This window comes from Enterococcus sp. DIV0724b (assembly GCF_050531475.1).
Taxonomy (GTDB): Bacteria; Bacillota; Bacilli; order Lactobacillales; family Enterococcaceae; genus Enterococcus_L; species Enterococcus_L haemoperoxidus.
The window spans coordinates 250,432-272,413 of record NZ_CP172890.1 but is presented as its reverse complement, the minus strand read 5'-3'; the positions used below and the strand labels follow the sequence as shown (position 1 = coordinate 272,413).

Genomic DNA, 21,982 nt, shown 5'->3' with positions numbered 1-21,982 from the left:
TTTAATCATAAGTCGTTATTCCCTTATTTCATCGTAAATAAGTATAGCTTTTGCTCATATATTTTTTATAGAACTGGTTCATCATTTTCATTCAATACAGTTTTTATTTCATTATTTTCATAAATTACCATATATTCATCTGGGAGAGCCAGAACTTGAATTATCTCAGGTTTTTGTTTTAAAAGTTGATAAGCATATAAGGAATATAGATCTTCTTCTGAATTATCCTCTTCTATACTACCTATATACCAACCAGAATCACCTAGTTCCACATCACTAGATCTTTGCATATACATTGTATCGAAAGTTAAAATATTTTTTTGAAGTATGATTTTATCGCTAAAACTAATTGATTTGCCTTCTAAGTTTAGTTTTCTCAAAAAATGACCTTGTTCCAACTGTACCCATAGTGCCAAGGTTAAATCTTTAGTCTTATCTTCAAAAGGATTTTTGCTAGTATCATTTGTTAGTATAACGAATGAGTCTTTATTTATTTCTTCTAAAAAATAAATTGACCAGCCAATTTGGAATGATAATCCATTTATTAACTCTTCCTCATTCATATTTTTTAGGATATAGAACAGGCTTAACAATTGAGGCTCTAACTCTCTTTCTGCAGTAGCTATAAATTCTTTATTTCCTATTTTTCGCTTAAATTCTCTCATTTATTTCAACCTACTTCTGATGAAAATTTTCAAAGATTCCCAGACATTTTTCTAATTCTAACATTCTCTCATCAGCAAAGAATCACTTACCTTAGATTCTACATTTTGATAGTTCCACTAGGAGGTATGGTAGCCTTTTTCTTAATATTGTAAAACTTTCTTTCAGATTTAGAATTTTCTATTTATAAGACTTTCATTAAAATTATGTAATACCACTCAAAATCATTTTTCGTATTTTTGTTCCCTTGCTGTTTTCGAAAACTCAAAAAGCAATATCTTACAAGAGATCACACCATAGATTGTTATACACGGATTCACTTGGTAGTTTAAATATACAAAAACTAGCAATCTTTGAACGAATCACTAGTTTTTATATACTATTGCTTCTATTTTTACTCTTTAATAGATATTACATAAAATATAATTAGATAGTGAAAATATTTTTCGAGTTTCTTCTTAAGTTTTAGATTAAAGAGCATCATAATAAAAAGTATCATCTTCATTAATCTTCATCAAAAAATCCGAAAAACTATTAGCTACTTTTTCATCATAATAAAAAATGTCGTTTTCTTCTGGAGCAAGTCCAATAGATAGCATAGAAGCCTCATTGCCTTCAAAAAATATTAATTTTTCATCTTCAAATTCATCATATATTTCGATATCAGGATAATATTCAAAATCGTTTTGTCTTAGTCTAAAATCTTTAACTGAGAATGGATGCATAATTCTGTTTACATTCCCAATATTACTGTGGATAAATCCATAGCCCACTTCTAAATAAAAATTTTTAAGTTCTTTGGGAAAAATAATTCCAAGTGCTTTTTCTACTTCAATTATATCTTCCATTTTTACAGCATAAAAAATATTTTTGCTATTCTCCTTGATATCTTTGAACATTCGTTGGTACCTCTTACTACTCTTCAATAGAAAATCTATTTAAAAATCCACTAAATGTACTTGCTAAAAAGTATACATTTTCCTCATCCGAAGAACTTTTTAACTCGTATGCATCATCCCAAAAATAAACTCCTTGTTCATCCCCAATAGTTATCATAATAAATAAACCTGAGTTATATTCAGTTCCAATTATAAAGCTAGATGGTGGAAGTTCATCTTTATATTCAAACAACCAAGTTCCTAAATCAAAGTTTTCATTTTCATTTATTCCAAGTAAAGAACCCAGAACTATCTCTTCCCCTATATTATCTAAATGAGTAGTTAGATAATTTTTAGCAGGTAATCCCCCGTTATAATTTTCTAAAAACTCTTTATAGTCATTTGGAAATACGATATCATATTTTTCTTCTAAAGATAAAATATCTATCTCTGATAAGTGACCAAATCCGTTAATATTATTCATTATTTCACCTCATCATTTCTTTTTTAATGCAAACCCACCTTTATGTGTAAATCTTCTGTGGACCAAAGTCGGTACATCCTGTAGCGTCTTTCCATCTTGATGATGATGCCATGTTCCGTCAGCTTTTTTGGAAGAGATTTTATCAGCTTCTCGAAAATCCTTAGTTCTTGTTGTAAAACCATCTTCTAATGTAACCTCATTCCTAACAAATCCAGCTTCTTTAAAATCAGGATATCCATCTGTATATTTAATAACATTGCCATCCCAATCTTTATACACCCATGTTCCATCATCTAGGATATCGATTTCTCCACCTTTATCTAACCATTTTTTAGGATCTCTAGAATTTTTAGGTTTTGTTTCTAGTAACTCTTTAGTAAAATCATCTGATTTTAATTTCTTAGTCACATCATCAACAGCGCCACTCCCCTTACTAAAGTTAGCTTTTGCTGCCTTCATATAATCATCCAATGTTCCCTTACCAACAACTTTGACGCTTCCTCCACCTGCAAGAGCTATTTCGTCCATTATTGGCATTGGAATATTCTTCACTTTTGTCATAAAGGCTTTTAAGGCATCATCTCCGTACTTCAAGCTTTTATCGACCATCGATGTAACTTTGCCTAGTTTACTCAACGTCGTAGCTTTCGTTGTTGCTTTGAACGCATTTAATCCCTCAGCTATTTTTGCACCTAGCTTCGTTCCTTTCAACGCCGCATTTACTTCGCCTACTCCGACAAACATACTCGCTACATCAAATACATAGCCACCTATCGCATAGGCATTTCCTGTTTTTATATCATTAACTATAGTATTAACGATTCCTGCGCCCATGTCAAAGGTTTCTTTTAACGCTTCTCGATGCATTGGGCTAACTGCCAATAACCATGGATTCGTGGCTCCTTGAAGCCCCAAGCCGATTGTTTTTAATGTACTGCCAATCGCTTTCGTATTTTCCCATGCTCCTTTGATATCGTCTAGTTTCCATTGTGGTGTTTCAATGCCTCTCGCTGAATCAAGACCCCATTCGACTAGTTCAACCCCTAAATGAATGACTTGACTACCGCCAATGGCTACTGAGCTTACCATCTCACCTGCACCGCCAAGGAACCCTTCTCCAAATAGAAGAATATCTTTAAATCCTTTTGGAATAGAAAGATTTTTTGTTCCTTGGACAACATTTCCCCACCAATCGCCGATGCTATCTGACATATTTTGAAGGAAGTTTTCTACTGGATGATGTTTTGCCCATTCTTCTTGTTTTTTCTTTGCAGCTTTTTCAGCTTCTAGTTTTGCATCTGCTTCTGCCTGAGCAATTTGACTATCGATATCTTTGATTGCTTCTGCCAATTCTGTCTGTGAGACAAATTCCATAAATCTTGGATCTGTATAACTTAAACCACTCGCGGTTTCAGACATTTTGATTTGTTGAGATAAAACATTGATGATCTCTTCTGCTGAGCTTGGTGGTTGCTTACTATCAAACTCATTGACTTTTTGAATGATCTTATCCAACTGCTTTTTTGCTTCATCGCAAGCACTAGTGAACGTACTACTGCTTGGCATAGAAAGCGAAATTAAATCGGCTATATCACTGTATGTCGATTTGATGGTTTGTCTTTTTTCTTTGTGCTCCGTCTTAAATTTATCAATGGCTGTTTTTGCCTTCGTTAAAACATCTTCGTCTAACACCGCACTTTGTGAGGTTTCTCCTGTGGTTCCTGCAAAATCTGCGTAAGTTTGTTGGAGGTCTGCTTCTACTAACTTATAGCTATTTTTTAAGCCAACAAGTACAGCATTTTTATTATTATTGATATCAGCCGCGATTGCTTGGCCTACTTGACCGTGCATCGCATTACTGTTAATGATACCATTCATTGAACTTTTGGCATTATCTAATTGTTCTTGTGCCGTTTTAGATAGTTTTTGATACTGTTCCAACGCCTTTTTCATTTCGGCTGTTTCTACATGAAAGCCCATAATATGCTCCTTTCTTTACGTTTTTATACGCTACTCCGTTGTTGTCATTCCAGAAAGTGCTTCATAATAGGAAATCGCATCTTCTGTCGTCATGTACGCTGTAGAGATTTGTTGATTTAATACTTGGGTAGCCCGTAATACATCAAAGGAAAAGGCTTCTTCATATTCATTCGTATAACTTTCTGCAATTACACGCTTGATCATCATATTTGAAATCAAGACTGGATCATTACCAGGGATTTCTCCAAACGGCCATAGTCGTCCTAAATAATCGACAATATAATGATCAAACCCTGACATCAACGGGACTTTTCTTCCAGTAAGAGTGACAATTGCTCCTAAATCGCCGTCTTTAAACATCTCTGCTACGCTGTCTGGCAACATACTTTCATCCAGTTCAACTGTTGTTCCAACAGGATAAATAGGTGCAAAAGCAACATCAATTTTGCCAATGTATTGCAAAAATTGGGGAATAGTCAATACCACTTGGCTTGATTGACGATCAAAGGTGACACACTGTTCCTCATAATCAAAGAATACGCTCAATTTAGCACCGACCATAGGTTTGTGTTCAAATTGCTGATCTAAATTTCGATACGTTTTATAGACTGATTTTAATAACTGAAAATTTGCTCCTAAGAGAACACCCGTTAGAATAAGCTCTTCTGTCACTTCAAAGGTAAGTGATTCATCATTGATCAAAACACCTTCAAAAAATTTCTTTGAATCATAATTTGCCATCACTTAAACCTCACTTTGGTTGTATTTTGTTCAAATGATTTAGATGCTTGCTTATCTTCATTGACAATATTTTCAGCAACTTGTTTCATTTTCTGTGTATCTGTACTTGAAACATTTTTGAAAGATTCTACTGTATTCACCAGTGTTTTTTGTGTCTCTATCACTTTTTTAAAGCGTTTTAGAGTTGTTTTGCCCAATTCATTAATCGTGGGCTTGGAAATACTTGAAACAGCACTATCTGCTTTTGAAACTACTGCATCCCATGCCGCCTTATCTACACCTGTTTTCCCCATCTATAATCTCTCCTCATGCTCAGGCTAAAAGATAGAAGCCAAGAAATTTTTTGCCGTATTAAAGGCACTTTCTACAGCACCAAGCAAATCTCCTTGTTCTAATTCTTTCTTTGCTATTTCTGCATCTAATTTTGCCATATTTCTTTGATAAGAATTTTCTTCTGTGTGTAATGCCGTACCCATTTTGTTTGCTTTTTCATCAAATTTATCTCGAAGTGTTCCTTTAAATTGTCCTGTGCTTAATTTTGTTGGGTATTGCTTCACTTGATTCTCAAATTGCGAAAAGTTCTTCATAGATTTTTCTAATTTGCTCTTTGCTTCTTTTAATCGTTCTAATTTTTTTTGATTTTTATCATAATTTGCTTTTCGTTCATTTCCTATTTGTTGCCATCTTGTTGATTCTCGTCTATTTTGAGCATTCTTCTCCTGACGCTTTTTTTCTGCTGCATCATCTTTAGCCATCGCTTTTTCCTCCTTGTTACAGCATATAATTATTTATTTTACTCACTAACCAACTTCACTCGACAAGCATTCCGTCCAACAAAGAAATGAGACTCATCTAGTTCAACTGTCGGTTCACTATAGCCTGATTTCACATTGATAAATCCTTGATCCGCTAAACGTGTACCGATCATTCCTGCTGGGATATTCGTACGTAGTCGTTTATTAAAGTCATCAAAGCTATTTTCAATTTGTTTTTGATTGCCTTGGAAAATAAAGTAAATCTTCACTTTCGCGGCTTTTCTTAGGTACACGTCAATTGCATCATTGGTAATGAATGTCTTATCTCCAAATACATGCGCCTCTGGAACATAGACAAACATTGGTTCAGGATCTGTTGCGTCCTGACGAACCTCGATTTCGCTGACTAAATCATTTACAAAGGTACTATAATCTGGTTCAGCAACCATCATGTCAAAGCTTTCCGTAAAGCCGCCGAAACGTTCTGATCCGTTAAAGACCACTCGTTGTGCTCGTCCTTCAAAATGTTTTAGATTTTCTACAATGACTTTTTCAATATATTCTGTTTGTTGCGGTGAATCGTCTCCAATCACAAAGTAGCCATGCTCTTGTGGGTCAAATCCGACAACATTCGTTGTTTCTTTATCCAAACCAATTGGCAATTGCATATTTTCCAGCATCATTTGTGTTTGTTTTGACTCGTAGAAATCAGCCATTGAAACCACTTTTGCAAGCATCGGAATCTTAATCGGACGTTCACCAGTCCATTCTTGATCCATTGCTTCTATCTCTTGCTCTAAATGATTTAAGCGGTCAATATCATTTTCACCATGTGTTGGAAGAAAGACTTGAAGTTCATGCGGGTCATCTAATTTGATTTGTGCTCGTCCAATGATTTCTTGTGGAATCAATGCATCTCGCCCAACAACATCTCTGATTGCCCCTTCCTCTACAAGGAATAGTCCGATATGAGATGGTATATTGCTTGCCATACTCATCTTGAAGGTAGATGTTCTAAGAACAGATAAAACAGCGTACAGACCTACACTAGCCCCTTCTCGTAGCAACTGATTCACAACAGATTCAATTTCTTCTTCTAAGGGACTTTCCTTGATGGCATCAAATCCGTCAATGATGGTAATGACTACAGGAAGTTTATTCCCTGATTTTTCTTCATATTGAGATAGACTGGCTACCCCATAATCGGTAAATGCATCTTTTCGCTCTTGAATCTCTTTTCGGATTCGCTTCAAGAATTTTACTAATTTCTCTTCTTCTTCTAAACGCACTAAATCTGCAACATGAGGAAGTTTTTTTAGCGGAAGTAAACCATTTGTACCAAAATCAAATAAATTAAACTGCACTTGACTCGGTGTATTTAATCGCGCAAGATTCATCACTAATGTTTGAAGTGCTGTTGATTTACCAAAACCTGGTGAGCCATAAAACGCCGTATGTGTCAGTTCGTTAAAATTAAAGTTGAACACGACTTGCTCTTGTTTAGAAGGAATATCCATAAAGCCAAACGGAACACTTAATTGTCTTGTATCGCTCCATTCCTTCGATAAAATTGGCGAATCGATCACTGTTTCTAGTGGCGGAAGCCAAGGTTTTTCTGGTAATACCGCGTTGGTTTCTTCTGAATATGCTTGGATTGCTTCTACAATGGCATCCAACTGCGTTTTTTCTTCTTCCTTTTTCACAACAGTATCTTCTTCTTGTGACAAATCGGCTGTTAATAATTCGTATTGTCCCAATTGATTGATCAGCCAAATACGTTCATCTACTTTTTCTTCTCGTGAGACAAACGGATCATAATTCGCTCCGCTCCAAGCAGATTGGAATAGTTCATAAATTTCATTGTTTCCGACTTGTAAATACGCACGACCTGGTTGCGTGATCGTTGCCGCATCTGGCGTTTTGATGATTTCATTTGAATCATTGGCATCGGCTACTTTCAACGCTAGTTTAAAACGAGAGTTCGACCAAATTTGGTCATCCACAACACCACTAGGTTTTTGAGTCGCTAAGATTAAATGGACACCTAACGAACGACCGATTCGAGCCGTTGAAACAAGTTCCGCCATAAAGTCTGGTTCATTAGCTTTTAGTTCGGCAAACTCATCACTGATTAAGAACAAGTGTGGCAGTGGATCGCTTGGGTATTTTTTCTTTTCTTCTGGATCTGTAATTGTTTTGCCTTGTTTATATAATTTTGTATAGCCATTGATATGATTCACTCCAAATTGGCTAAATTTACGTTGTCTTTTTTGTAATTCTGCCCGAATACTTTGTAAAGCTCTGGCAGAACTTGCGCCATCTAAATTGGTAATAGAACCCAGTAAATGAGGTAAGTCAGCAAATAAATTCGCCATTCCTCCACCTTTAAAGTCAATCGGTAAAAAGCCAACATCTTCTGGTGCAAAGTTCACGGCTAAAGATAAGATATAACTTTGAACGATTTCTGATTTACCAGATCCTGTTGTACCAGCAACTAACCCGTGAGGCCCATGTGCTCGTTCGTGTAGGTTAAGGTAAACAATATCGTCTTTACCGCGCACACCTAATGGAACCGCTAATGATTTAGACGTATCTGCTTTTGTCCAACGTGTGCCGATGTTTAACTCATCAACTGCTTTTACATCGTATAATTCAAGAAAATCGATTGCTTCTGGGATGGCATTCTTCTCCACTTCAACATGATGTAAATTCGCCAATCTCTGCAACGCTTCTTCAATCGGATAAGCCGTTGGTAAATGAGTCGGTACAAACGCTTGATTTACATACTCATTATTTTGATTGATCAAGATCGCCGCTTCACTACTTTGGTAATCAATCAACGTCGTCGTTGTCTCAGGCAACATCGGTAAGGCATCTTTCCCCCAAATCACAGTTACACCATACGGACTCATATCTTCTGCTAAAAATTCATTTAGCCCATGTCCAGATAACCAGCTCTCTTCTAAAATAGAGAATACATAATGCGGCTGGAATCGAATCTTTTCATTGCTATTTTCTTTCAGTTCTTGTCTTCTTTTCGTTAAAATTTGGTAAAACGAGTTAAGCACCATATCCCGTGTTTGGGCATTGTGGATGATTCCTCTTAGATTCAAACTACGAATCTTCAAATGAGGCAGCCAACGCCACGCATGCCAATTGACGTCATAGTCATTTTCTGGAACCAGCGTTACAAATTCAACATCTCGGTATGAATGCAGCATTGAAATTTGGAATAAGAGCGTTTGAATAGCTGTTCGTAATACTGGATAATTCCCGGCTAGCCCAACCGTTTGATCCATTAAAGGAATAACAATTGGTGCCGCTTCTAATTGTTGATACGGCCAAACGAGTTGTTTTTCCGCTAGCGAACTTAAATCACTTTCTTCATTTGCTTGATATTTTACAGAAAAACTTGATTTGATTTCGCCAGTCCCAACATGGATTTTCAGGAAATCTTCATTGGTGGTCATGCGTTCATAAATCCGTGCTTGGTAGTCTTTGGCCATCAAGGCAAGATCATTCATTGAAGGATACATATACGTCAAAGCATGCTCTTGTTCTTGTTGTAAAAGAGAAATATCCCCTTTTTTCTGAATCAGGTATTGTCTATAAGAGCCTTCACTACGTTCATTTTTCTCTTTGGTTTCTTTCTTATTCGTAAAATAACTGGAAACAGAAAAACCCGCCGTTAATAAACTAGCGCCACCCATACTCAGCATCATGATCGGATTTCCGCCACTTAAAAAGCTTGTAGCACCACTTAAAACCACCATTCCTAAAGGAGGAACCAACGTTCTTAAGAGTTCATTTTTCCCTTCTTTTTCTTTCGGTGTCGGTGTCATTACTTCTACATCCATCTTCGGTTCTTTTAAATGGATACGTGGGCTTCGTCTGAATAATGGAAATTCTGATGGGTATTCAGGTTGGTAGCTTTGTTCAATGATTTCAAATGGATTTAATTTAAAGTCAGTACCTAAATTTGTGAGCTTCAGCTGATTTTCTCGTACTTCTATAATCAGTTTATCAATCACTAGCTGATCGCCAGTACCAAACTCAAATTTTCCTTTAGTAATTCGTTGTCCGTTGAAATAAATCGTTTCTTCATTTGCGTAAATATCAACAGTATAATTAGTCGTTTTTGCCTCAACTGTAACTGAAACAAATGCCGCAGTTGGTAAACTAATTGCGGAGGAAGCTGTAGAAGAGATCGTAAAATCTTTTTTAGGTTTACTTGTAGCAATCGTTTGATACTCGGTTGGTTTTACAATAATAAATTGAGGATTATTTTTTTCAAACGGTTTGTTATCAAATAAAATCTTCTGTCCATCATAAGACACTGAATGTCCGTCGATCATTCGTTCTTGTTTTGCTGTTGTCAACTGATGATGAGAAAAGACATCACCAAAATAGAAGACATCCATAAGAACATCCGCAGCTGGCTGCATTTGATCATCGATAGGAACAATTGACTCATCTTCTGTTTTATTCGTTTTCAGAATCATCGGTTGCTCCTCCTAATAGTTTCATATATTTAGCAATGGCTTCTTCGTATTTCGTTAATAGCTCTTGTTTCTTTTCACCATTCATTTTTGTATCTAGTTTTGTTGCATCATACAGTTTTGTATAAGCGTGTAAAATAAATTGGTTATCTCCTACGTTTTGCGCAATATCAAGAGCTTTTTCGAACGCGCCTTTTCCGATATAGATCCAATATAAAAGTGTATTTTCATTTGATTTTTGTGAAATATTATTTAAAATCATCTCTTTTTGCTCATTGGATAAATTATCCAGTTGTATCGAGCTTACTGCATAGACATATTGTGCACTTTTAGGTAGATTCTCTGGTGTATCTTCTTTCAGCGTGCTTAATACGCCTGAATAATCATTAGCAATGTAATTTGCTTCTGCTGTAATGATTCTTTCTTGCGTAGGAACTTCTTTCAGTGCATAATTTCCAACAAAGAAACCTAAAATAAGCGTTGCAACCAACAATACAAGACTGCCCCATTTAAACAGCGTATAGCTTTTTTTATTTACAAGTTGATTTTGCTTCTCTTGTTTCATTTTTTGGATGACCACTTGTTCACTAATCATTTGATCGATTTCTTCTGGTGAAAGTGCGGCTTGAATATTTTTAGACAGAGGATCTTGCAATGTTCCAGCGCCTTCGATCAACCGTTCATAATCTAATTTTGGATGAAGAATAAATAGAATCAACGCACGATATTGTTTTAAAAAGTCTTCTTCATTTGTTACATGTGGTACAACTAGATTCATAAATCCTCTATGTGCAATCGATAACTCTTCTCCAAAAAGAAAAATATTTCTTGGGTGGATAAATGGTTGAATCGTTGAATGGATAAAAGGCTCAATGAAACGAATTTTTTGCGCTAAGAGCAGTCGATTAAATGATGACATTTTTCTTACCGCTTCTTCGATCGATACGGCATAATTATCTTTATCATAAGATAAGACTAATTTCTCTTCTGTTGCCTCCAACAGTTCCCCAGCTAATAGTGCGTCTCTTTTTTGGAGAACGGCTTGAAATTGATCCAGCTCTGCTAAGCGGTATTGATTCGCTTGTAATGTGACTAGTACCTTGTCTTTTTGAACTTGGATATCTATTTTTTCTGATATATCTTTTACTTCACTCACGTCATAGGCCCCTTTATTTTTTCATTGTCTCTTTCACAATTAATTGATCTCCATCACCTAGTGCATAGTTGGCCAGAAGAACTTCTCCGTTTAACTTAATTGCTTTATTTAGTATCTCTAACTCAAATGATTCTGGTAAAGAGATATTTAGTAATTCTAGTGATTCTCTCAATAGTTCTTTTAAACGATTTCCAGAAACTTTTATAGGAATCTGTAAATCAATGATTTGTTTGCCCACATGTAACCCAATACCAATAGATGTGTCTTTCCGCATAAAATTCTACCTTCCTATCCTTTTTTTACCCATGTAGGAAATGCTCGACCTAATAAAATTCCAAGGCCTACCACAAGGAGTCCACCGACTACACAAAATACAATAAATCCAATGTTATTTCCTTGCTTTAACCCTGAATCTCCAGAATCTAAACTGTCATTCAAGACATATCCGTTTGAGAAAAGAAGGGGTGTTATTTGTTGGTTAACTGTACGTTGTGCTGGTGTTTCTTTCATAAAAACTTCTTTTTGTGCATTTTCAATTACCTTCATTTTTTCTTCATCTAATTGTTTATTCTGAGCAGACATATCTTTCATAAATAATTGATTGATCGTAAAGGTAGCAGAATTACTCTGACTACCTTCATTTTTATCGTAGATCACATGGTTATTTATTTTTAAGTCGCCAGTATCTGCATGAACAGGAATGCTTTGTAAGAAAATGAAGAGTAAAGGAACAAGCATTCCTTTTAAAATCGTTTTAACATCAATTTTTGGTCTATGTTGCATCGTTTTTCTCCCTTACAAATAATAGAAAAGATCATGCTTTTACTTTTTTGTCTTCTGGTTTCACCCAAAAATTCAATAGAATACCACTCAATGCTAAAATTACGAGAATCAGATAACTTACCCAACCAATGCTGGCTCCGTTTAGCAATGCGGTGAAGCCATTTTGAATATTTTGTAATGGTGATACTCGATACAATATATTGGCGAATGTGCCTGTTTTAGTGGCTACTCCTAGTAGTGGTGTCAGCATAAAGAATAAGCCTAATATTGCACCGCTAAGATAAAGCGTCAGTAATCTGAACTGTCTCATACAGCCAAGTGTCAGCAACAATCCTGCTAGTAAAACTAAAAAGGCATAACTAAACCAAGCTAATTTTGCATTCATCCCAACGACTAGACTCAAATTAAGGGCAAATGCGATCGACAAAGCAACGCTGCTTAGCAGTATCACCATCACATTTGACGTATTGTACCAAGCTCTTGATGGATTCATCAGCAAGTCCGTTTTAGACACTTTTCTTCGTTTCATGTATTTTTGCATCGCAGTCGCGACCAAAATAATAATAAATGCAGCAATAATCGTTGCATAATAAGGAATCAAAGAATTTTGTCTAGTTTTACCAAAATCGCCTTTTTCCTGAATTGGATTTGAAAGAAAGTTAAAGACTGTTGAATTATCCGAACCGCCATTTCTTGTATTAGAAAGAACTTTATCAAATGTTTCTGCGTACTTCGCATTGTCATTTGTTTTTTCGTCTACTTCCGTGACCGTTTTATCTAGATTTGTTAAAATACCATTTGCATCTGTTTGCACCTTGTTTGTCGATTCTTTCAAGGTTTGAATAATCGGTGCAACGTCTTTGACCTGTGCTGCGGATTCTTCTGTTGCTTTAGCCGTTTCTCTTGAACTACTTGCTAATGTCTGGATACTTTTCACCAAGTTTTCCGTAGTAGAATTGATTGCAGCCGTATCATTCTTATCAGGATGTGCATTTGTATCCGTGATAACAGATTCTGCTGCTACTCGTTCTGTTTCTTTCCATGAATTATAGGTCCCGTCGATTTCTTGACTGGCTTTATCGAACCACTCACCTAAAATTGAGGCTTCTTGCAACATCATATCTGGTACAGTCATTAGATTTAACGTGCCATATAACGTCATCGTTTCGCCTTCATTTTTATCAGTATTGGTTCCGATTGTAGCGTTTAGTTTGTTGATTTGTTCTACAATGTTGTGATATAGGCTATCTCCGTTTGCCCTATAATTTTTATAGAGTGATTCCGAAATTTGTGAAACTTTTTTAGTATCCGTAACATTATCATATAGCCAATAAACAGAATTAGGCGTAGCTAGCTCATTGAATGATTTATCTGGATTGCTTGTAACATAGTCCGCGAAGCTAACCACATCTTGTTGAATCGGATCAGCGTATATAGTGGTTAATTTCTCAGCTACTGATGTTAAGGTGGTGAAAAGGCTAAACAGTTCAGGTAAATCTTGTTTTAGAGGCTGATCTTTGTCTATATAAGCAGCTAATTGCCCAGACGATGTTATTGCATTGTTCAATTTCCAGAAATAATTACACTGATAATATTCATTATGATCACTTGGATCATTCGGATATGTCCATTGTATTTGGGATTCAAATGTATACGACATGTGAGAATTCACAGGTGCTTTGGGTGGTTCAGTACTTTCAGTGTCCTTAAGTATAATTGCTATCGTTAGCTGTGTTCCATCATTAGAAACAGTTGCGGTATAGTCTGAACCAGATAAATTACGAAGGATTTCTCTTTCTAAACTTCCTCTGATTGTTTCCATATTAATAACTTCGACTCTATCTCCGCTTCCAGTATTAACTATATGTCCGAATTGTAAACTTTGACTGGCTCTTTTCAAATCTATATTAACTGTGTTCGTTACATTGAAATTAGTTGAAATATCTTCTTTAGGAACCGTTGATAGTATGTTGAATTGATTGCCATTCCCAACCGTGAGAGTAGGATCATAATGTGTCACCAAATTATAGGAAGCACTTAATTTGTCACTTTCTGATGGCGTAAGTAGTCCATCACCTACAAGTTTTGCTAAGAGAATCGGAAAATCCGTGCTTGAAGGAAGAGCCTGTTCTTGTAATTTTTGAAGTTCGTTCTTTACAGCAGTTAAGTACTCTCCGTCTTCCTTAATCTCAGAATCTTTATCCAAAGGTGAGATTAACTTAGAAATAGCTAGTTTCACTTGGTCTTCTTCCGCAGTTTCTGGATTAGCATTTCTATCGTTGTAGTACTTTTCTGCAACATCTTCTTTTAAAGTCGTTAGTTCTGTTACTTGTTTTTCCAACTCTTTTATTTCACCTGTTAACTCTTCAATTCTTTTAGTTTGTGTTTCTTTAAATGCAAATGCATTCGTTAAAAAATTCGCGTAAACGCCAGAGTCCTTAGATTCTTCAGACCCTTTTGTAAGAAACAATCCCAATTGATTTTTTATGCTATCATCAAAACCATCATATTGAGCCTTGTATCCTTTCAAATCGCTTTGCCATTGATTCTCTAATTGTTCTTTTTGTAGCTCAAATTGCTCATTAAACTGTTTAATGGATGTTTCTAGTTTTTTATTTCCTTCATCTGCATAATCGTTCACAGATTTCTGTACTTCCTCGGTTGCCTGACTATTTGCTTCTAAACCAGTGTTGTTACTTTCCATCAATTGCTTCACTGATTGAACAAACGCTTTTTGTTCGGATGTAAACATTTTATTGTCTTCATCCAAGATACTGGCTGTATCAATGACACTTGAGAAATTAGTTGGTACTTCTTTAAATGGTAAGTAAATTGTTTTTTCCAAATTATTTTTATGGTTTGTTTCCAATCCAACCATTTGATTGACATTTTGTTGGGCTTCTGACAGATTTCCTACAATACTTGAAAAATACATTTGTACAATTCGTTGATTGAAATCTTTTAAAATATCATTCACTTTTACCTGAATCGCCTGATTGGTTATCTCATTTTGTCCTTCTCTTACTTGATACTCTACTAAAGCTTTTTCAGGATTTATACTTTGTAGTGAAAGCAATCGTTCAGAGAAATCTTGCGGAATAATGATCTGTGCATCAAACTGTCCATCTGCAACTCCACGACTAGCGATATCTCTGGTAGTGGTCTCCCACCGGTTAGCGGTGTCTTGATTGATCAATGTGACAAAGTCCGTTCCTAAAGAGTATTTTCTCCCTTCAAAAAGAGTTCCTTTATCTTCATTTACCAATACATACTGCATTTTCGTTACCTTTTCATTAGACGTTTGTTGGATATTATCACTTTTGAAACCAATATAAGAAAGAATAGATAAGAACAATATGCTACCGACGATGATCGAAATAATAGGAAGATACTTTTTTAGTTTATTTTTCAATTTTCTCTTCTCTCCTAATTTAAAAGCTGAAAGAGCTCGTTCAACCTTGATAGGAAAATAGAAAAAATAGCTGGGGCGGACTTTGCCTCATTTATTTTTTCTATTTTTCTTGAAACCTTCACTCCTAAGAGCTTTAGCTCTTAGGAAATGATGCGATTACAGCAAGGCGCAACGCTAGCTCTTGAAGCTAGATAATTAAAAAACGCCCGCGCAATGAATTGCACTGACGCTTTTTATTTCAAAATTAATTTAGTTTAAACCGAAAGAACTTGCATCTTGTTGGTCACGTTGTGCCACTGTATCAGCATACTTGTTCAATTGACTATTGATGCTGATCAATAATTCTTCCATTTTTTTAACGTTTCCTTCTAATTGGTTGTATTGTTCTAAATACGATTGAAACGCTTGACCTTTCCACTCTTGCGCGATTTGTTGATTCATAGAATTTACTTTACGAATCGCATCTTGGATTTGTTGTTGTGATTGTGTATATACCTTTGCTTGTGATTTCAGTTGCTCGGGTGTGACGGAAATTGCTCCTGCCATTATAATCTCTCCTAATCTATAATAAAATTGTTTACATAAATAGTATATCGGTCATTAAGTATGCTTGTCAACGTTTTTTAGAAATAAATTATTATTTAAAGCTAACGATTGGAGCCTAATTGATATTTTTGTTATTTTAATAGAATAAAAGTTATATTTATTTGTAAAATATTTTTATTAAACCAAAACAAACGTAATTCTTTTTAATACAATACTTTCATTTTGTTTTTTTTATAATAAAAATCTTTAGTTTGTTTCCCCCTCATAGACTAAGCCAACAAAAGTAAAAAGACACTTCCAAAAAATAATGGAAGTGTCTTTTTCAATTGCTCTCTTTTACTCAATAAATTAACGTTTTTCAGCTGTTAATTCAATGTCATAGAAGTCTCTTGTTTCTTCGTAATTCCAAGTAAATGATTTCACGCGATCATTAACTGGCATGATTTCATTACGGTATAACGTTGGAATAACTGGTGCTTGTTCAAACATATATTCTTGCCATGCATCATATGCTTCTTTACGTTTTGTATCATCAAATGAAGCTTTTGAATCGATTGCTTTCAATAGTTTATCATTTTCTTCTGAAGCAAAACGTGAGTAGTTGAATGCTGCGTTACGGCTGTATAATCCTGCTGGAGATGGTGCACTATTTACGCCCCAAGCAGCTTGGAATACATCGATTTCTGGATCATCGTTTTTGATTTTATCGTAGAATGCTTGGAAATCAATTAAACGACCAGTAGCTAATTTCACATCTAATCCAATTTCTTTCCATTGTTGTAGATAGTAATCAGCTAAAGGTTGAGCTGTTTCGCCACCTGCCATTGAGGCAAAGTTGATCGTTAATTTTTCACCCTTAGGATTTTCTCTAAGTCCATCGCCATCTGTATCTTTATAGCCCGCATCATCTAGAATTTTCTTCGCTTTATCTAGATCATATTGGTAGCCTTTAACATCTGTATTGTGTAATGTTTTGAAGATTGGTGGAATTAATGTTGTCGCACCAGTACGCAAACCATTATAGAATTTTTGTCCGATTGCATCATTATCCATCGCATAACCCATTGCTTGACGTAATTTCACATCAGCCATTTTTGCATCTGGATTCATGATCACTTCGCCTTTTTCTTTATCAAAAGTACCTAGTTTGAACCCAACATACGTATAAGCTAACTCTTCACGACCTAACATTTGATAGCCTTCTGAATCTTTATATGTTGGGAAGTTATCTGTCGGCATTGAGTAAACCATGTCATATTTTTTCGCTTTCACCGCTTCAACGATTGAAGCAGTAGGCACGTTAGTAAATACAATTTTATCTAATTTAGGTTTTCCTTTGTAGTAATGTTCATTTGGTAAATATTCCACTGATTCACCTGTTACGATTTTACTCATGTAGTAAGGACCGTATGTTACAGGATTTTTGCGGACTGCATCACTTTTTTCTTGATCTTTGATCGGAATATCTTTAAAGATATGTTTCGGCATTGCGCTTGTATAAACGCCACCGTCTAATTGCAACATGCCTGGATTCATTTCTTTGTATGTTACTTCGATTGATTGGTCATCTACTTTTTTGATACCTGAAATAGTATCTGCTTTTCCATCATGGTATTCTTCCATTCCAACAATATTAGTAAAATTGTCATCATAGCGAATTCCTGTGTAGTCTTTATTCCCGATCACTTCATATGGATAAATCAAATCATCAGCAGTTACAGGTTCACCATCTGACCATTTAATATTTTCTTTCAGTGTGATTGTTGCTTTTTTATTATCAACATCTAAATCTAGCTTAGCAGCACCTTCATCTGTAATAACGAAATCTTCATCGTAGCTAAACAGCCCTTCATCAGAAGGTCTCATATAGTAATTATCATACGAGTCTTGATAGTATATTTTAGAAAATAGTCCTTTAAACTGAGTATCTGACGCAACTGCTACATCCAAAGTCCCGCCTTTGATTGCTTCTTTGTCATTTTTAACCTTCATTGTAAATTTGCTGATATCCTCAGTTTCTACATTCTTGTTGCCTGAATCTGATTTCTTACCTCCACCACATGCAGCCAATGTTACAGCTACCACTGCTGTCAGTGTAATTAAACCCAAAAGTTTTTTGCTCTTCACACTACTTCCTCCTCTTCTAACCTAAACGTTGTCTAGCATCTGCTGAACGTTTAAACGCTTGGCCAATATAATTTATACATAACATCATTACTAAAATCAGTACTGATGCAGGTACCCAGATCCATGTTTTATTTGCTAAAACATCGCCATTGCTGGCATATCCGATCAATGTTCCAAGACTCGGCACATTTGTCGGCAAACCAAATCCTAAGAACGTCAGTGTCGTTTCGATCCCGATATTTGCCGCAAAGTTGATTGTTAAGTTGGTGATGATCAATGAACTTAGATTCGGCATGATTTCTCGAAACATGATTTTAAAATCGCTGGTTCCTAACGTTTTTGAAGCACTCACATAGTCTCTACGAACCTCAGATAACGTTTTACTTCTAAACAGCCGCGCTTTGGCGACCCAGTAAAAGGCACTCATGATTCCTACAAAAGACCAAACATTATAATTCGGAATGATCGTAACAAATACGATGATGATCATCATGATCGGTAAAATCATGATAAAGTCAACCACACGCATCACAGCATTATCAAACATTCCGCCATAATATCCTGAAACAATACCGATTCCCACACCGATGATCGATGTTAGGATCGTGATTGCAAAACCGATGACAACAGAGTTACGAGCACCAATGATCAATTGACCAAGCACATCACGTCCGCCTTCGTCTGCTCCTAATATGAAGTTTCCACCAGGTTCAGCATATTTATCTAAAATACTAACTGTCATTACTTTGTCTTGATCAGTCAAAAGAGCACCGATAAAAACAACCAATAAAATGGCTACTAACAGTACAAGTGAGAAAATCGCTAATTTGTCTTTTTTGAATTCTCTTGCGATCATTCGAAATCCCATCGGTGGGATCGTTTCTGGTACAGCAACTGCTGCATTTTCTTTATTTTTATCCATCTCGTCTCTTCCTCTCCTTAAAATTGATTTTCTATTGAACCCGAATCCGTGGATCTACAAGACTCATTACGATATCTGAAATCAGATTTCCGACGAGCGTTGCAACTCCTAAAATCAATACTAAGGCTGTGATTACTGCATAATCACGTTGTCCGATCGAGTCGATAAATAATTTCCCAATTCCTGGATAACCAAAGATTTTTTCAATAACTACCGAACCACTGATTAAAGCTGTGATTTCGTAGCTAAGTTGAGAAACAATTGGTAAAGAAGCATTTCTGAAAATATGTCTTGTATACACTTTATTCGTCGGTACCCCTTTTGAACGCGCTGTCCGCACATAATCCAATGATTGAGAATCAATCACTTCATTACGCAAGTATTGGATCGTGATCGCTGTTCCAAGAAGTGCTTGAGAGAGTGCTGGTAAGATCAAATGATAGAATCGATCCCAAATATAAGCACCTGTCCCTGGCTCGACACCACTGGAAATCGACCCCGTTGTAGGAAACCAATCTAAACGGTAACCAAAAATAAACAGCATAACGAGGGCAAAAATAAATGGTGGTACTGCAAAACTGAAAAAGTTATAAATTACTACAAATTTGTCTAAAATAGAATTTTGATAGCGGCCTGATAAAACGCCTAATGGTAACGCGATCGCATACATAATCACAACTGTCACTAAGGACAAGAGAATCGTATTTATTGCACGGCTACCAATCAATGTTGATACTGGTAATTTGAAAATAAAGCTTTCACCAAAATCGCCATGGAAAACGTTGACGATCCAACGAACATATTGTGTTGTCCAAGGATCATTCAGCCCAGCTGATTCACGCATTTTCTCAATAACGGCAGGATCTGTATTTGGATTGATAAGTCCCGTAAAAGGATCCCCCGGCATCATTTTAGCTAACATGAAAATCAATACGCTTAAAATCAAGATTTGAGGAATCATAAAGAGTACACGGCGTAAAATCGTCTTCCACATTAGATTGCACCTCCATCTTTTAACGCTACTTGATGTGTATCACTAATTGTACGTAAGTCGTACACACGACCGTTTTGATCGTAATAATGTTTTTGATTCTCAATATATTCTTTTTCCACTTGACGACGTTGCGCTTTGTGCTCTTCACGATGCGCAACATCGATTTTAGGAATAGCTGATAATAAGCGTTTCGTATAAATATGTTGTGGGTTTGTATAAATATCTTGACGAGTCCCAATTTCCACAAATCGACCTTTGTACATAATCGCAATATTATCACACATATGTTTCACTACGCCTAAGTCATGGGAAATAAATAGATAGCTCAAGCCGTATTCTTCTTGAATATTTTTCATAAAGTTCAATACTTGTGCTTGAACGGATAAATCCAAAGCCGAAACTGGCTCATCTGCAATGATCAGCTTAGGACTAGTTGCCACCGCTCTAGCAACACCTAAACGTTGACGCTGTCCGCCTGAAAATTCATGAGGGTATTTGTACAATGCATCTTCTGGCATCCCGACAATATCTAAAAGCCCTTTGACTTTTTTCTTTTCTTCTTGGTCGCTCAATCGTTCAAAATTACGAATCGGCTCAGCAATGATATCCAATACTCGTTTCTTTGGATTTAAGCTAGACATTGAATCTTGGAAAATCATTTGAACATCTTTATTGTATTTCATGGCTTTACGATTATGAGCTTTTGTCACATCTTTGTCTTGGTATATAATACTGCCGCTAGTCACTTTTTCTAACCCAATTATCGCTTTACCTGTAGTAGATTTACCAGAACCAGACTCACCAACCAAGCCGTACGTTTTACCTTTTTCGATAATAAAATCAACACCATCAACTGCCAGCACATGATCAGTCACTCGATTAAAGAAGCCGCTACGGATAGGATAATGAACTTTCAAGTCTTTGATTTGAATAATTTCTGCCATTATACTTCCTCCTGATCGTCTCTAAAATGGAAATGCTGATAACATGTACAGCGGACAAAATGACCCTCTGACACTTCATGTAATGTCGGCTCTGCTTCATGAGCATCCTCTGAAATCCAAGGAATTCTCGGCGCAAAGCGACAACCTTCTCTTGGTAACTTACTTAAGGAAGGAACCACACCTTCAATTACATGTAACTGACTATCATCTGAATTTTCTTGAGGGATAGATTGTAACAATGAGCGCGTGTATGGATGTTTTGGATTATTAAATAATTCTTCTGCAGTCGCAACTTCAACAAATTGACCTGCATACATCACTGCCACCTTATCTGCCATTTCAGCTACCACACCTAAATCATGGGTGATCAAAATGATTCCTGAGCCAGTTTCTTCTTGCAAGTCCTTGAGTAAATCTAAAATTTGCGCTTGAATCGTAACATCCAATGCCGTTGTCGGTTCATCTGCAATAATAATTGCTGGTTTACAAGCAATAGCGATCGCAATGATCACACGTTGGCGCATTCCTCCAGATAATTCATGAGGATACTGCTTTCCAACTCGTTCGGGATTAGGAATACCCACTTGTGTCAATAATTCGATTACTCGCGCTTGTTTTTGTTCTGCATTCATATCCGTATGATATGTTAAACTTTCTTTAATCTGATCTTCAATTCGCATCAATGGATTTAGTGCTGACAACGGGTCTTGAAAAATCATTCCGATATCATTACCACGGATTTTATTATATAATTGTTCGTTAAATGTAGTTAAATTTAAGTCCTTATAAAGGATTTCTCCAGTTACACGGGTATTATTTTCATCATGTAACCCAATAATCGTTGTGGCTAAAGTACTTTTCCCACAACCTGATTCACCCACGATCGCTAAAATTTCATTTCTTCCTAATTCAAATGATACATCATCAACAGCATCGTAGTATTCGTCTTTAATACGAAACCCTGTATGCAGATGCTGAACGTCTAACAATTGATTACCATCACTCACTTTAATACACTCCTTCTTGCTCAGTTAAATAGCCTATCACAACAGTAAAACTTATCAAAAAAACTCCGTTTTTTAATAATTATTTTTACTA

The 21,982-nt window shown here is 35.9% G+C and carries 18 protein-coding genes; all 18 read right to left on the bottom strand.

The features are described 5' to 3' along the window. Positions 1 to 65: 65 nt before the first annotated feature. A complete protein-coding gene (locus tag IGJ02_RS01255) occupies positions 66 to 665 on the bottom strand; it encodes an immunity protein Imm33 domain-containing protein (protein ID WP_430602933.1) in 600 nt (199 codons plus the stop codon). Positions 666 to 1,133: 468 nt separating this feature from the next. Further along, entirely contained in the window at positions 1,134 to 1,562 is a 429-nt protein-coding gene (locus IGJ02_RS01250) for an SMI1/KNR4 family protein (protein ID WP_430602932.1), read from the bottom strand. A 16-nt stretch (positions 1,563 to 1,578) separates the two neighbouring features. Beyond that, a complete protein-coding gene (locus tag IGJ02_RS01245) occupies positions 1,579 to 2,025 on the bottom strand; it encodes an SMI1/KNR4 family protein (RefSeq protein ID WP_430602931.1) in 447 nt (148 codons plus the stop codon). A 12-nt stretch (positions 2,026 to 2,037) separates the two neighbouring features. After that, complete coding sequence (locus IGJ02_RS01240) at positions 2,038 to 4,005, bottom strand: T7SS effector LXG polymorphic toxin (RefSeq protein WP_430602930.1); 1,968 nt, start codon at positions 4,003 to 4,005, stop codon at positions 2,038 to 2,040. A 30-nt stretch (positions 4,006 to 4,035) separates the two neighbouring features. After that, positions 4,036 to 4,746, bottom strand: a complete 711-nt coding sequence (locus IGJ02_RS01235; RefSeq protein ID WP_430602929.1) for a DUF4176 domain-containing protein — start codon at positions 4,744 to 4,746, stop codon at positions 4,036 to 4,038. Continuing rightward, on the bottom strand, positions 4,746 to 5,039 hold the full coding sequence (locus IGJ02_RS01230; RefSeq protein ID WP_010771988.1) for a TIGR04197 family type VII secretion effector: 294 nt from the start codon (positions 5,037 to 5,039) through the stop codon (positions 4,746 to 4,748). The genes IGJ02_RS01235 and IGJ02_RS01230 overlap by 1 nt, the downstream gene beginning before the upstream one ends. Positions 5,040 to 5,063: 24 nt before the next feature. Next, positions 5,064 to 5,501 (bottom strand): DUF5082 domain-containing protein, encoded by a 438-nt coding sequence (locus IGJ02_RS01225; RefSeq protein ID WP_430602927.1) that lies wholly within the window; start codon positions 5,499 to 5,501, stop codon positions 5,064 to 5,066. Between the two features lie 38 nt (positions 5,502 to 5,539). Beyond that, positions 5,540 to 10,003 (bottom strand): type VII secretion protein EssC, encoded by a 4,464-nt coding sequence (gene essC / locus IGJ02_RS01220; RefSeq protein WP_430602926.1) that lies wholly within the window; start codon positions 10,001 to 10,003, stop codon positions 5,540 to 5,542. After that, on the bottom strand, positions 9,984 to 11,156 hold the full coding sequence (gene essB / locus IGJ02_RS01215) for a type VII secretion protein EssB (RefSeq protein WP_430602925.1): 1,173 nt from the start codon (positions 11,154 to 11,156) through the stop codon (positions 9,984 to 9,986). Before essB ends, essC begins: the two co-directional genes overlap by 20 nt. Positions 11,157 to 11,169: 13 nt before the next feature. Continuing rightward, positions 11,170 to 11,430, bottom strand: a complete 261-nt coding sequence (locus IGJ02_RS01210; protein WP_010761884.1) for a hypothetical protein — start codon at positions 11,428 to 11,430, stop codon at positions 11,170 to 11,172. A gap of 14 nt (positions 11,431 to 11,444) precedes the next feature. After that, positions 11,445 to 11,939 carry a hypothetical protein gene (locus tag IGJ02_RS01205; RefSeq protein ID WP_010761885.1) on the bottom strand — a complete coding sequence of 165 codons (495 nt, stop codon included), beginning with the start codon at positions 11,937 to 11,939 and terminating at the stop codon, positions 11,445 to 11,447. Between the two features lie 31 nt (positions 11,940 to 11,970). Next, on the bottom strand, positions 11,971 to 15,351 hold the full coding sequence (gene esaA / locus IGJ02_RS01200; RefSeq protein ID WP_430602923.1) for a type VII secretion protein EsaA: 3,381 nt from the start codon (positions 15,349 to 15,351) through the stop codon (positions 11,971 to 11,973). Positions 15,352 to 15,600: 249 nt separating this feature from the next. Further along, positions 15,601 to 15,897, bottom strand: a complete 297-nt coding sequence (locus tag IGJ02_RS01195) for a WXG100 family type VII secretion target (protein ID WP_010761887.1) — start codon at positions 15,895 to 15,897, stop codon at positions 15,601 to 15,603. Positions 15,898 to 16,245: 348 nt separating this feature from the next. Continuing rightward, positions 16,246 to 18,024: an oligopeptide ABC transporter substrate-binding protein gene (locus IGJ02_RS01190; protein ID WP_010761888.1), complete on the bottom strand. Its 1,779-nt coding sequence runs from the start codon at positions 18,022 to 18,024 to the stop codon at positions 16,246 to 16,248. A 16-nt stretch (positions 18,025 to 18,040) separates the two neighbouring features. After that, entirely contained in the window at positions 18,041 to 18,946 is a 906-nt protein-coding gene (locus IGJ02_RS01185; RefSeq protein WP_010761889.1) for an ABC transporter permease, read from the bottom strand. Positions 18,947 to 18,977: 31 nt separating this feature from the next. Beyond that, complete coding sequence (opp4B, locus tag IGJ02_RS01180; RefSeq protein WP_010761890.1) at positions 18,978 to 19,940, bottom strand: oligopeptide ABC transporter permease; 963 nt, start codon at positions 19,938 to 19,940, stop codon at positions 18,978 to 18,980. Further along, positions 19,940 to 20,884 carry an ATP-binding cassette domain-containing protein gene (locus IGJ02_RS01175; RefSeq protein WP_010761891.1) on the bottom strand — a complete coding sequence of 315 codons (945 nt, stop codon included), beginning with the start codon at positions 20,882 to 20,884 and terminating at the stop codon, positions 19,940 to 19,942. Before IGJ02_RS01175 ends, opp4B begins: the two co-directional genes overlap by 1 nt. Further along, complete coding sequence (locus IGJ02_RS01170; RefSeq protein ID WP_430602921.1) at positions 20,884 to 21,891, bottom strand: ABC transporter ATP-binding protein; 1,008 nt, start codon at positions 21,889 to 21,891, stop codon at positions 20,884 to 20,886. Before IGJ02_RS01170 ends, IGJ02_RS01175 begins: the two co-directional genes overlap by 1 nt. Positions 21,892 to 21,982 lie beyond the last annotated feature (91 nt).